General features: G+C 65.2%; 14 protein-coding genes and 1 other RNA gene. 6 read left to right on the forward strand and 9 right to left on the reverse strand.

Going from position 1 to position 12676, the window contains the following annotated elements; all coding sequences use genetic code 11:
* The first annotated feature begins 128 nt into the window (after nt 1–128).
* Nucleotides 129–498, forward strand: a transfer-messenger RNA (tmRNA) gene (ssrA, locus tag AAE021_RS02715).
* Between the two features lie 336 nt (nt 499–834).
* Entirely contained in the window at nt 835–1470 is a 636-nt protein-coding gene (locus tag AAE021_RS02720; RefSeq protein ID WP_342024131.1) for a uracil-DNA glycosylase, read from the forward strand.
* Between the two features lie 64 nt (nt 1471–1534).
* Here the strand turns inward: AAE021_RS02720 and AAE021_RS02725 are convergent, their stop codons facing one another.
* Nucleotides 1535–1933, reverse strand: a complete 399-nt coding sequence (locus tag AAE021_RS02725; RefSeq protein ID WP_342024132.1) for a hypothetical protein — start codon at nt 1931–1933, stop codon at nt 1535–1537.
* Between the two features lie 172 nt (nt 1934–2105).
* Nucleotides 2106–2597: a DUF1269 domain-containing protein gene (locus AAE021_RS02730; protein WP_342024133.1), complete on the reverse strand. Its 492-nt coding sequence runs from the start codon at nt 2595–2597 to the stop codon at nt 2106–2108.
* 249 nt (nt 2598–2846) lie between these two features.
* Between AAE021_RS02730 and AAE021_RS02735 the strand changes: the two genes are divergently transcribed.
* Nucleotides 2847–4556 (forward strand): alpha-glucosidase, encoded by a 1710-nt coding sequence (locus AAE021_RS02735; RefSeq protein WP_342024134.1) that lies wholly within the window; start codon nt 2847–2849, stop codon nt 4554–4556.
* A 47-nt stretch (nt 4557–4603) separates the two neighbouring features.
* Entirely contained in the window at nt 4604–5050 is a 447-nt protein-coding gene (locus AAE021_RS02740) for a DUF2568 domain-containing protein (RefSeq protein ID WP_342024135.1), read from the forward strand.
* 13 nt (nt 5051–5063) lie between these two features.
* Here AAE021_RS02740 and AAE021_RS02745 read toward each other — a convergent pair whose 3' ends face one another.
* The 6 genes from AAE021_RS02745 to AAE021_RS02770 all read right to left on the reverse strand — a co-directional run bounded on the left by AAE021_RS02745 (nt 5064) and on the right by AAE021_RS02770 (nt 11132).
* The gene (locus AAE021_RS02745) at nt 5064–6194 is read right to left on the reverse strand and encodes a glutamate--cysteine ligase (protein ID WP_342024136.1); all 1131 of its coding nucleotides are present in this window, start codon (nt 6192–6194) and stop codon (nt 5064–5066) included.
* A 120-nt stretch (nt 6195–6314) separates the two neighbouring features.
* Complete coding sequence (locus AAE021_RS02750) at nt 6315–7130, reverse strand: class I SAM-dependent methyltransferase (protein ID WP_342024137.1); 816 nt, start codon at nt 7128–7130, stop codon at nt 6315–6317.
* Nucleotides 7131–7132: 2 nt separating this feature from the next.
* Nucleotides 7133–7942: a histidinol-phosphatase gene (hisN, locus tag AAE021_RS02755; protein WP_342024138.1), complete on the reverse strand. Its 810-nt coding sequence runs from the start codon at nt 7940–7942 to the stop codon at nt 7133–7135.
* Nucleotides 7943–8054: 112 nt separating this feature from the next.
* Nucleotides 8055–9170: a ribosome small subunit-dependent GTPase A gene (gene rsgA / locus AAE021_RS02760; protein ID WP_342024139.1), complete on the reverse strand. Its 1116-nt coding sequence runs from the start codon at nt 9168–9170 to the stop codon at nt 8055–8057.
* Nucleotides 9170–10546, reverse strand: coding sequence for a 3-phosphoshikimate 1-carboxyvinyltransferase (aroA, locus tag AAE021_RS02765; RefSeq protein ID WP_342024140.1), 1377 nt, complete (start codon nt 10544–10546; stop codon nt 9170–9172). The genes rsgA and aroA overlap by 1 nt, the downstream gene beginning before the upstream one ends.
* Before the next feature lie 4 nt (nt 10547–10550).
* Nucleotides 10551–11132 (reverse strand): DoxX family protein, encoded by a 582-nt coding sequence (locus tag AAE021_RS02770; protein WP_342024141.1) that lies wholly within the window; start codon nt 11130–11132, stop codon nt 10551–10553.
* Between the two features lie 356 nt (nt 11133–11488).
* Here AAE021_RS02770 and AAE021_RS02775 point away from each other — a divergent pair, with 356 nt between their 5' ends.
* Both AAE021_RS02775 and rsrA read left to right on the forward strand, forming a co-directional pair.
* Nucleotides 11489–12172 (forward strand): sigma-70 family RNA polymerase sigma factor, encoded by a 684-nt coding sequence (locus AAE021_RS02775; protein ID WP_342024142.1) that lies wholly within the window; start codon nt 11489–11491, stop codon nt 12170–12172.
* Entirely contained in the window at nt 12169–12429 is a 261-nt protein-coding gene (gene rsrA / locus AAE021_RS02780) for a mycothiol system anti-sigma-R factor (protein ID WP_342024143.1), read from the forward strand. Before AAE021_RS02775 ends, rsrA begins: the two co-directional genes overlap by 4 nt.
* Nucleotides 12430–12522: 93 nt before the next feature.
* On the opposite strand, the gene AAE021_RS18065 is transcribed toward rsrA, so the two are convergent.
* Nucleotides 12523–12597 (reverse strand): 50S ribosomal protein bL37, encoded by a 75-nt coding sequence (locus AAE021_RS18065; protein ID WP_369299106.1) that lies wholly within the window; start codon nt 12595–12597, stop codon nt 12523–12525.
* Nucleotides 12598–12676 lie beyond the last annotated feature (79 nt).

The raw sequence follows: 12676 nt of genomic DNA on the forward strand, positions 1-12676 counted from the left end.
GCCGGCGCGGCAGCCGGAGAGATGGGCTACAATTAATCAACCGGTCTGCGGATCGGCTGCGGTGTTTGAGCGGCTAAGGTGTCCGTGATGACAGCGGGTTTTGATAACTCAACAGGTAGAAGTACCAAGGGGATGACAGGTTTCGACGGTGTTAGTCGAGACAGGTGAAGCGGGCCGAGGATGCAGGGTTATCTCGTAAACGCTCCTTGCAAAACAATAAGTGCCGATTCAAAGCGCACTGACTTCGCTCTCGCTGCCTAAGCAGCGGGCATAGTCCGTCAGCCCGGGAATGCTCTCGTCCCGGATCCTGGCGTCATTTAGAGGGCCACTGCTGAACATGCTCGCCGTTGGCGTGTTCGGGACTCTTAAACGGCTGGGCCCGGATCAGCTGCTTGTCTGCATGACAGCTGGGGCCGAGAAAATCCACCGCAGACTGCGCCCGGAGAAGCCCTGACAACACGACATCGGACGGGGGTTCAATTCCCCCCATCTCCACACCTGAAGTAGGTTCCACCATGAAAAGCGGGAAAGTGTCCATGGACACTTTCCCGCTTTTTCTTTGCCCACCATGGGGTGCCCGGGAGTCCTTGGTCACACGCCCCCGGTTTTCGGCGCCAGCCCCCCGGGAGCGGGGGAGGACGGCCGGCAGGAATTGCTAGACTGGCAGAAGTCGGAAAACTGTTCGCAAGGCAGTGCATTCGGCTTCCGCTGTCGGCGGGTCCGTGGATACCGCCGCTCAGGCGCTGCGGCTCGGCAGCATCCGCCCGTACGCACTCCGTCCGGGCAAATGAGCTATAACCGGTCGAAAAGACCCTGTAGGAGACGCACCACTTTATGCAAAGCCTGGACCATGGAACACAATCCGAAGAACTCTGGAACCGCCGCTATGACGACAACGTCGCTGAAGTCAACCAGCTCTGTGACTCGCTCAAGGCGCTGAAGCCCGGCACCGAGGTACCCTACGTCGATCCGATGCATGACGTGGGAGACACCCGCATTGTGAGTCTGTTCTCCAACATTGGCACCGCCCACAAGTCCGGTTTCATCACGGCCGGCGACGACGACGCCATCGCCCGGCTTCTCGGCGTGCACTGGCAGGTGGGCCTGCGCCCGGAGTACGTCATGCCGTGGAACACTTACCCCTGGTTTGTCCCGGGCGAGCCCAACGGCAAGCTGACCAAGGAACAGATCCAGGAAGGCCTCAAGCCGCTGCTGCGCTTCCTTGCGCTGGTGCCGCGGGCCTCTGCGATCGTGGCCCACGGCACGGAAGCCCAGCGGTTGTGCGCTGCCTTCCTGAAGACGGAAAACCGGATGATCTACCGCCGCAGCTTCAAGATCTACAAGGCGCGTTCCGTTGACGGCCGGGCCTTTGGTGCCACTGCTGAGCGGCAGGAAGACGGACTGGCCACCATGCGCATCGCCTACAAGGACGCCATGGCCCGCACCGGACTGGCGCTTCCGGGTAACTAAGCACTTTCAAAAAAAGCAGGCGCCCCGCGGGATATGCGGGGCGCCTGCTTTTTTGGACCTGTGTTCAGCCCTCAGCGCTGGTTGAGCCGGACGGACGGTCAGCGGCGGGAACGTCCACGTAGCCGATGAAGCGGGTGCCGATGCCGTCGTATTCGCCGCGGATCAACCCGTCGGCCAGATCCGGCAGATCCGATACCGGATGGTCGGCGCAGGCCAGGAACGCGAACTCAGGCCACCACTTCTTGGGGCGGGCATTCTCGCGGTAACCGCAGACAACGCACTCCAGCTCCACCCAAACGGGCCGCTTTCCGGTGCGGTTGGCACGCGACTGGAGAAGCCACTGCGGCGGATTGGACTGCAAATCCGCAAGTTCCTCTTCGGTCAGTCGGGCAGGAATTCCGTGGCGGGAGGCCATTTCAACGGGGATATCTAGGGCAAGTGCAGCCTGGCGTCTGGTAATCATCCCCATCAACGATACGGGACCGGACGGATCCGCGGCGCCTCGCTGACGGGCCGGTGCTCCCAAGACCCGGTGCTCCCATGATGAAGGCCGGACCACCGTGGTGGCCCGGCCTTCACTGGAGTGCAACTGTCCCGGCGGAAACCGGAACGCCGCCGACCCATGGCGCTGAGAATTAGTCGGCGAATGCCTGGCGCAGGTTAGCTTCCTGCTCCTTGGAGAGATTGGTCGCGATGAGCTTGGCATCGGGGAAGCTGCTGCGGAAGGAGTCCAGGACCCGGTCCTCCACAGCGTCCGTGGACAGGACAAACAAGGCCGATGTTCCCGGAGTAACCTCAGCACGCACCTGCTTGATGAAGTTATCGTCAATGCCCACATCAACCATGGAAGCTGACAGGGCGCCCACCGCAGCACCCACCACCAGGCCGATCAGAGGGACAAAGAAGATCAGGCCGAACAACAGACCCCAGAACCCGCCGCCCAGGGCTCCGGCACCCACGAGATGATGCTCCTGGATGGTGCGCGGCTTCTTCTTATCCTGCGGCCAGGTGACTATGGCCGAATCCTGCACATTGATGAGGCCCTGCGACTGCAGGCTGGAGAGGGTTTCAGTTGCCTGCTCAGCGGCACCCGAATCCGGGAATTTCCATACGGTCAATGTTGCCATGGCATGTCTCCAAACGGTCGGGATCCAGAAAACGTCCACGCGGTGGGACCGATCTGGGAAAGTAGCGCCCACACTAATGACCGCTGGAAGTTCGTGACAAGGAAACGGCGGCACCGCGGCAGGACTGGCAGCGGCGCGGCCGGTGGCCCTGTCCGCCGGCAGGAAATCGACGTAAAATGCTCGGACCTGCGTGGGCAGGCAGCCGCGGCATGAGCCCGGTGGCCGGCGGGCTGAGCGAGAGGCGTGACCATGAGGGATCCCGATCGGCCGGCATGGTGGACCAACGCCGTTGTCTATCAAATCTATCCCCGCAGCTTCGCCGACAGCACCGGCAACGGCAGCGGGGACCTGGCCGGGATCTCGGCGAAGCTGGACTACCTCGCAGAGCTGGGGGTGGACGTGATCTGGCTGTCGCCGGTCCACGAGTCGCCGCAGTTCGACAACGGATACGACATCAGCAATTACCGCCGGATTGATTCCATGTACGGTTCCGAGGCTGACTTCGACACAATGCTCGACGGCATCCATGCCCGGGGCATGAAATTGATCATGGATTTGGTGGTGAACCACACCTCCAGCGAGCATGAGGGTTTCCGCAGGTCCGCTGCCAGCCGGGACAGCGAGGAACGGGATTCCTATTGGTGGCGGGATCCCCGCTCCGGGTTTGAGCCCGGGGAGCCTGGCGCCGAGCCCAATAACTGGGGTTCGCACTTTGGCGGCCCCGCATGGACCTACGATCCGGTGACGGAACAGTACTACCTGCACCTGTTCACTCCGCAGCAGCCGGACCTGAACTGGGAGAACCCGCGGGTCCGGTCCAGGGTTTACGCCATGATGAACTGGTGGTTGGACCGGGGAGTGGATGGATTCCGGATGGACGTCATCAACTTCATCTCCAAGGACCCGGCGCTGCCCGACGGCGTGGTGGAGCCCGGCGGCGTCTGGGGCGACGGTGCGCCGCACTTTACCTCCGGGCCGCGCATCCACGAGTTCCTGCAGGAGATGAGGCAGGCAGTGTTCGGGCACCGCAGAGGAGATTACCTGACGGTGGGGGAGACTCCGGGGGCCACCGTGGACCAGGCGGTGCTGTTCACGGATCCGCACCGCGGTGAACTGGACATGGTTTTCCAGTTCGAACACGTCAGCCTGGACCAGCGGCCCGGGAACAAGTGGGACCACCACAGCTTGGACCTGCGGGACCTGAAGACCAGCTGGAACCGCTGGCAGCGGGGGCTGGCGGAAACAGGATGGAACAGCCTGTACCTGGGCAACCACGACCAGCCGCGGCACGTGTCGCGGTTCGGCGACGACGGCGCGTACCGGTACGAATCCGCAACGCTGTGGGCCACCCTGCTGCACCTGCACCGTGGTACCCCCTACATTTTCCAGGGCGAGGAACTGGGGATGACCAACGCCGGTTTCACCTCGATTGAGGAGTACCGCGATGTGGAATCCCGCAACTTTTATGCGGACGCCCTCAACCGGGGAATCGACCCGGCGGCGGCGCTGAGTGCCCTGGCAGCCATGAGCCGGGACAACGCCCGGACACCCATGCAGTGGACTAACGGTCCCTACGCCGGTTTCACCTCCGGGACTCCCTGGATACCGGTGAACTCCAATTACCCCCACATCAACGCGGAAACGGACCGTGCTTCCGACCGTTCCATCTACCGCTACTACCAGGAACTGATTCGCCTCCGGCATGAATCGGCGGTCGTGGCACTCGGCGACTTCCATCTGCTCGACCCCGGGCATCCGGTGCTCTATGCGTTCCGCCGCAGCCGCGGGGACCAGCAGTTCCTCGTGAGCGCTAATGTGTCCGGCGAGGAGCTGGAACTTCCCGCGAATCTGGGGTCGGGGGACCTCATCCTGGGCAATTACGCCAATCCCGGAAGTCCGCATTGGCTGCGCCCCTGGGAAGCGCGGATCCTGGATATATCGACGTACGAGAACGGGTAGGCGGTTTCAGCGCCGGTTTCAGTACCCCGGGGGCTAATGTTGCTGCTGTGACAGAAGAAGATTACGCCCCGGCCCGCAACCACGCGCCGGCTGTTACCGGCGCTCCACGCAGGAAAGGGCCGGCCATCGCACGCCAGATACTGGCCTTTGCCCTGGAAACGGCGCTCCTTTTTGCGGTCGCCTACGGGGCGGTCACTGCCTTCCCGGGGTATGGAGTGCTTGCGGCGGCGGCGGCGCTGGCCGCCGGCGTGCTGCTCTGGGGAATGCTGATGGCACCCCGGGCCAGGAACCGGCTGCCCTGGCCCGCGCTGCCCCTGGTTGCAGCGGGTGCCTTCCTGGCCGGAGCAGGAACGCTGATGCTGAGCGGTCTGCCCTTGCCTGCGGTTCTCATGACTGTGGCCGCCGTCATCAACCTGGTGTGGGATCTGGCGTCCGGACACCCCGCCGTCGCTGCCCCGGCCCGGACCACAGGGCGGCGCTCAGCCAGGCGCTGAGGTACCAACTCCCTTACCGGGCGGTGAGCGACTGGGCAAACAGCGGACCCAACCCGGCAAAACCTGCCCGGCGGACAGCCTCCCGCTGCCGCTGCGCGCCGGTGCCGGCATCCAGGACATGCGCTACGCCGGCTCGGACATACCGGTAATCGCCGGAGTCCTCCAATGCGGGACGAATGTAGTCCAGCAGCGCATTGAGCTGGTTGGCCGCGGTGCGGCCCTGGTGTCCGCCCGCGGGGCCATGGTCCAGCAGGTTCCCTCCCAACCCGAACCGTGCAGCCTGCCACAGCCCGGCATCTAGAATCTCCGGATCGTCGAGGGCACCGGGGCTGTCCTCGGGATCGCTTCCTTCCTCAGCCAGCAGGGTTGTGACCAGTCCGCGGATCATCAGGGCCAGCAGGACGGTGTCCCTGGCTTCCAGCTGGGCGTCCGCCACCCGCACTTCCACCGTGGGGAAGGTGTTGGACAGACGGGCGATCCAGCCGATGTGCCCCGGGTCCAGCACCACATCGGTGGCTGTCAGGCGTGCGATCCTGGCGTCGTAGTCGGCGGCACTGCGGAAGTACGGGGCAAATCCCTGGACCGTCCAACGCCGGTAGTGGATGATCCGCCAGCTCGCGAACCGGCTGTCCCGTCCGTGCCAGTAGGGCGAGTTGGTGCTGAGGGCTCCCAGGGTGGACAGCCAGGGGCGCAGCCTGTTCAGCACCTGTACGCCCTGGTCCCGGCTGGGAACCGCGACGTGGACATGGGTTCCGTTCACATACTGTTCGTCGCCGACACCACCGGCCATTTCACCCATTTGGCGGTACCGCACGGTTTCGCTGACCACCGCCGGACCCTGCTCCGCCAGGGGAGCGGCGCCGGTCGGTGCGGCGGCCAGCCCGATATCCGCAGCCGCAGCAGCGAGGCGTTCGCGGAAGTCGAGCAGGGACGCCAGCGCTTCTTCCGGTTCGCTGCAGATGGGAGTGGTGCTCTCCACCTGACAGGCCAGGAACTCCGCATTGCTCGTGAAACTTTTGCCGTCTCCGGGGGTCATCGCGGCGATGACTTCTGCGGCGCGGGTGACGGGCGCCGCAGTCCGCGGATCCGTGAGCAGGAATTCTTCTTCGATACCGAAAGTGACCACGTAGTACCCCTGTTCCACAGCAGAGAGTCGGTTGGACCGGACCGGGAGCCCTTCAGGCCGGAGCCCCAGATTACATGCGCGGGGGCGGTGGGCGACAGGTAGCGGCCCAGGGGATGCGTACGGTGGCCGCCGCAGGAGTTATGGCCGTTGGACGCCCTCAGCACCTGCGTTTGCGCGAAGCATGCGCCAGGAGAGCGTGAGGTAAGGCAGTTCCAACGGTTCGCCGGGATGGTGTCCGAGGTGGTCAAAGAGATACCACGTCAGGTTGGCCAGTACCTTCCGGCGCACCGGTTCAGAGGCGGAGAGGTAATAGGACCGGGACTTCGCAAGCTCCATGAGGTCCTCCGGGGTCATGGGCTGCGACCAATGCGCGGTGTGCGGGGCATCGGGCACGAACTCCGGACCGACCACCGGACGGAAACCGGGCCGCAGGACATCGCCGGCGTGAATAATGCGCGAATATCGGTGCACCCAGGGAACACTGACATCGAGCTGGTTCCAAATGAGTCCGAGGATGCCGCCCGGCCGCAGGATCCGGGCGAGTTCGGTGCTCGCGGCGAGGGGATCGCACCAGTGCCACGCCTGTGCCACTGTGACGGCGTCCATGGACGATGACGGCAGTCCGGTGCTTTCGGCCGTTCCCACTACGGTTTCCACGCCGGGCAGCGACTGCTGCAGCTGGCGGAGCATGTCGGCGGAGGGATCGACGGCGGTGGCCCGGTATCCGGCGGAAACCAGTGGCCGGGTGTATTTGCCGGTGCCGGCTCCGACGTCGGCCACTTCCGCTCCGGGGGCCCCGGCAGGGCCCTCGATGCCGGTGAAGAGCCAGCGGACCGCCTCCTGCGGGTAACCGGGGCGGATGCGGTCATAGTGCTCCCCGCCTGCCTCGTAGCTGCGCGCCAGCTCGCGCCGCCGCACAGCCTCAAGCCGCGGGCCCGGTGTCGCTCCAGTCATTTTTAGAGCAGGTCGTCCAGGCCCGGGTTCAAACGGTTCAGCACCTCGCTGTGGAGAGCGCCGTTGGTGGCGAGGGCATTGCCGCCGAACGGTCCGTCCTCGCCTTCCAGCGATGTGAAGCGGCCGCCCGCTTCGGTGATGATCGGCACCAGGGCAGCCATGTCGTAGAGGTTCAGCTCAGGCTCGCAGGCAATGTCCACAGCGCCTTCGGCCACCATGCAGTAGGACCAAAAGTCGCCAAAGGCACGCGTGCGCCACACCGATTCGGTCAGGCCGATGAACTCGTCAAAGTTCCCGCGGTCCTTCCAGCCGCCAAGGCTGGAATAGGACAGTGAAGCATCGGACAGGTTGGAGACGTTGGAGACTTTCAACCGGGTGGCAGCGGCCAGGGAGCGCCCCATGTAGGCACCCGTGCCGGTGGCTGCCCACCAGCGCTTACCCAGGGCGGGTGCGCTGACGACGCCGAGGACGGGGACGCCGTCGTCCACCAGGGAAATCAGCGTGGCCCACACGGGAACGCCGCGGATGAAGTTCTTGGTGCCGTCGATGGGATCGATGACCCACCGGCGGGGACCGGAACCGGTGGAGCCGAATTCCTCGCCGAGGACGGCGTCGCGCGGCCGGGCGCGGGACAGCTGCCCGCGGATGGCGTCTTCCGCTGCCTTGTCCGCGTCGGTGACGGGGGTCAGGTCCGGCTTTGTTTCGACTTTCAGGTCCAGGGCCTTGAAGCGGGACATGGTCTGGTCGTCCACGGAGTCGGCCATGACATGGGCGAGTCGCAGGTCATCGTTGTAGTTCTGAGCGAACGGCATACTGTTCAACTTATCCTTATTCGGCGGACGCTGCCTGCGATTGGCCGGTTCAGGCCCCGGTGCGGCGTTGATTGGATGGGCCCGGAGGACTGCATCAGGGGAGCCGCGCGCCTCACTGCGCGCCCAGCTCCTTTGCCGAAGCGCGGTTCTCGGTGCGGGTGCCGGAGCCCAGCAGCCGGCGCAGCGACGCAAGCCGCGCAGGCCCCGCAGCGCCTGCCTGCCCGGACTCCACCCAGGGATCCAATCCGCAGTCCCGCGCCTGGTCATCGTGGCGGCAGCCCCGTTCGCAGGTTTCAGTGCCGGGCGCCAGATCGGGGAAGGCCTGCAGGATGCGGTCGGGGTCCACATGGGCCAGGCCAAAGGAGCGGATGCCCGGGGTATCGATGATCCAGCTCCCGGCCGGGGCGTCCAGGACCTTCAGTGCCAGCGCCGAGGATGAGGTGTGCCGGCCGCGGCCCGTAACGGCGTTGACGCCGCCGGTGGCCCGGTCGGAACCGGTCAGAGCATTCACCAGCGTGGACTTGCCAACGCCGGAGTGGCCCACCAGGACCGAGACCTTGCCCTCGAGATGGCCGTGCAGCTGCTCAACGGCGTCGCCCTGCAGCCGGGCCGACAGTCCGTCGTCGGAGCGGGCGTCGATGCCGGACGCATCGTCGGCCGCGGTGCGGCTGATGATGACGTCCAGATCCAGATGCTCATAGTTCGCCAGCAGCTCGGCGGGGTCCTTGATGTCGGCTTTGGTGATGCACAGCAGCGGAGAGATGCCGGCGTCGTAGGCGGCAACGAGCGCGCGGTCAATAAAACCGGTGCGCGGCTCCGGATTAGCGGCAGCCACCACAATGACCAGCTGGTCCGCATTGGCGACGACGGCGCGTTCCACCGGGTCGGTGTCATCGGCGCTGCGGCGCAGCAGCGTGCGGCGGTCCTGGATGCGGACCAGGCGGGCGAGAGTGTCGGGTCCGCCGGAGACGTCTCCGACGAGGGACACCAAGTCGCCCGCAACCACGGGGTTCCGCCGCAGCTCACGGGCCCGTGCGGCCGTCACGATACGCTCGGTGGGCGTGTCCTCGTCGACAACGGCCGTGTACCGGCCGCGGTCAACGGTGATGATGCGGCCGGTGACTGCCTCGTCATAGGCGGGCCGGTCCTTGGTGCGGGGGCGGGAGCCTTTTTTGTTGGGACGGATCCGAACATCCGATTCGTCCCAGCTGCCGGTGGAGCGCGGCATCAGCGAAGACTCCCTTCAGGCGAATCCCCTTCAGGAGCTGCGGGTGCCGGCTCCCCGGAACCGGCCGAGGCGGCCAGATCCTGCCACAGCTGCGGGAATTCGGGCAGCGTCTTGGCGGTGGTGCCAACGTCCTGGACCCGTACCCCCGGGACGGCCAGCCCAATCAGGGCACCGGCAGTTGCCATCCGGTGGTCAGCATAGGTTTCGAAGACACCGCCGTGCAGCGGCGCGGGGCGGATCACCAGGCCGTCGGACGTCTCTTCAGTGTCACCACCGAGCCGGTTGATTTCTGTTGTCAGCGCGGCAAGCCGGTCGGTTTCATGGCCGCGGAGGTGAGCGATGCCGGTGAGGGTGGAGGGGGAGTCCGCCAAGGCGCACAATGCGGCAACGGTGGGAGCGAGTTCGCTGGCGTCAGCCACCTCGGCTCCGGTGATGCGGCCGGTTCCGGTGACGGTCAGGGTCCCCCCGCTCAGGTCAACGCGGCCGCCGAGCTGCGGCAGGATCTGCCGCCAGCGGTCACCCACCTGCGCGGTGTGCTCCGGCCATCCGCTCATCCGCACCGTTCCACCTGCCACGAGTGCTGCGGCCAGGAAAGGGCCGGCGTTGGAGAGGTCCGGTTCGATGGTGACGTCAAAGGCCCGGATGGGGCCCGGTGCCACTTTCCACTCGTTGGGTACCGAGTCGTCCACGTGAACACCGGTTTCGCGCAGGACCTGCACCGTCATGGCGATGTGCTCGCGGCTTGGCACGCTGGAACCCACATGGACCAGGTGGAGGCCGTTGCGGAACCGTGCTCCCACCAGCAGCAGGGCTGAGACGAACTGGGAGGAGGCGCCTGCATCGATTTCCAGCCGTCCGCCCGGGACGTCTCCGGTGCCGCTCACGGTGAACGGAAGCGAGCCGGTGCCGTCGTCGTGCACTGTGACGCCCAGGCCCCGGAGCGCCGAGACGGTCGCGGACATGGGACGAAGGCGGGCGTGGGGATCGCCGTCGAAAGCTGTGGCCCCGTTCTTCAGGGCGGCCAGGGGCGGCACGAACCGCATGACAGTCCCCGCCAAACCGCAGTCAACCCTGGCCTCGGACGCACTCCCTGTTTCCATGGGGTGCACCTCCAGGTCAGGTCCGAAGGCGCCGTCGCCCTCGATCTCCCGAACATCCGCACCCAGCGCCCGCAGGGACGCGGTCATCAGGGCGGTGTCACGCGAATGAAGCGGTGCCCGCAGCCGGCTGGGTCCGTCGGCCAGCGCCGCGAGAACCAAATACCTGTTGGTGAGGGATTTGGAACCCGGGATGCGGACATCGGCGTTCAGGGGAGCGGAGGCCCGGGGAGCGGGCCAAAGGGCGGTTGCTGTCTGCGGTTCGGCGGGGAAAGACATCTGGCTAGGAACCCACAATGCCGGCGGCGGTGGTGCGGACGGTGCGGTTGGCCTTCTTCAGCTGCTTCGCTGCGTCCTTCTTGACGGCCCGGGACTTGCGTCCGGCGTCCTTGCCGAGCGAGGAAACACTGCGGCGTGTGTCATCGGCCAGGTGGCCGGCACGCCAGGCAAGCCCCGGGCGGCCGTTGGTGTCCACGGCGACCAGCAGGACAGCACCGATCAGCGAGAGGTTCTTCAACAGGGCCGCGCGGCGGGCCTTGCGCTCGTCCGGGGTGTCGGTATCGGCGTTCTTGTACTCAACAACCGCGTTCAGCACCGCGGTTCCCGCCAGCAGCGCACCGGATAGGCGGGGGAGCTTGCCCAGGGCCAGCAGTGCGCCGGCGCCCACCTGAGTGGCGCCGAGGACCTTGGCAACCAGCTGGGGGTTGCCGGTGACGGAAGACGCGGACGGAACCATGCCGCCAACACGGTTCAGGGTGGGACGCAGCTTCTCGGCTGTCTGGTCGGCATCCCGCAGGCGGTCAACCCCGGCTGCAATAAACCCGGTGGCGAGCAGCGGGCGGGCGAGCAAACGGACAACGGACATATTGACCTCCTGGTTGCTGTCCGGACTCGGAATAGCCGGGCAGAATACTCCTAGTTTGGCACTTTAACGCAGCCGGCACATCTTGGGCGGCCGGCGGGTTCCATAATGCAGCAGCGGAATAAGCCTCTTCACCCGGGCGTTGAGAAGACATACGGCATTTGCGCCAGCCAGGGTAATGCCGGTCCATGGACCCCTCAGGCCTGCCTTGGGAGTCCGCGAACCAGTGAGGAGACTAAATAGTGCCAGTTGCCTTGGTCATGCCGGCTCCTGCGGCTGCAGCCACAGGAGCCCCATCCGCAGTATCTTCAGTTCAGCTCAGAGTGGAGAGGGCTCCCCGCACCGTAGACTTGAACCTGATGAGAACTGATGCGCCGGAAGGCAGCCCCCAGGTGGAAGACTCCGAGCTGGATGTCGCTTCCGAATCGGAAGAGGCCCGCAAGATACGTTTCGAGCGTGATGCCATGCAGTACGTGGATCAGCTCTACTCCGCGGCCATGCGCATGGCCCGCAATCCCTCCGATGCCGAGGACCTGGTCCAGGAGGCCTATACCAAGGCGTTCTCCGCCTTTCACCAGTACCGGCCGGGGACCAACCTCAAAGCCTGGCTGTACCGCATCCTGACGAACACCTACATCAATCTGTACCGGAAGCGTCAGCGCGAGCCGCTGCAGGCTAATTCGGACGGGGTGGAGGACTGGCAGCTGGCCCGCGCGGCAGAGCACAGTTCCACCGGACTGCGTTCCGCTGAAGCGGTGGCGCTGGACCATCTTCCGGATTCGGATGTGAAGGATGCGCTGCAGTCCATCCCGGAGGAATTCCGTTTAGCGGTCTATTTCTCCGATGTGGAGGGATTTGCGTACAAAGAAATTTCCGAAATCATGAATACGCCTATCGGAACCGTCATGTCGCGCCTTCACCGGGGCCGCAAAATGCTCCGTGAACTGCTCGCTGAATATGCACATGAACGCGGTATCCGCGGCAAATCGGCTCCCGCCGCCGCCGGCGCTGGCCAGGACAAGAAACAGGGGAACACGTTATGAGCGATTGCGAAAGCCTGGGCGATTGCGAGGACGCCCGCATCGAACGGCTGTATGAATATTTGGACGGTGCGCTGTCACACAACGACATCGTGGAAATCCAGGAGCACCTGGACGGGTGCCCCGAATGCGCCGAGGAACATGATCTCGAGTGCGTCATCCGGTCAGTGGTCAAGCGCTCCTGCACGGAGGCGGCACCGGAAACGCTTAAGGCCAGCATCCTGGCCCGGATCAGCCAGATCCAGACCGCGGACCATTAGGGCTAAACCCGCAGAACAAAAGAACCCCCGGCAGCCGCGAGGCTCCGGGGGTTCTTTTGATGCGGCGATGGGCCACACGGCTTGGTCCAAGACTTACGTGTTGGGACGCTTACCGTGGTTGGCGCCGCCGCGCTTACGATCACGACGCTTGCGTGCACGCTTGCTCATAGCTGCCTCCTTCGTTTTTTGCTGAAAGTTCTGCCCTCCAGTGTCCCACAGGGTGAGCCCGACAACCTAAACCGGGATC

The sequence above is a fragment of the Arthrobacter citreus genome, from assembly GCF_038405225.1.
Classification (GTDB): domain Bacteria; phylum Actinomycetota; class Actinomycetes; order Actinomycetales; family Micrococcaceae; genus Arthrobacter_B; species Arthrobacter_B citreus_A.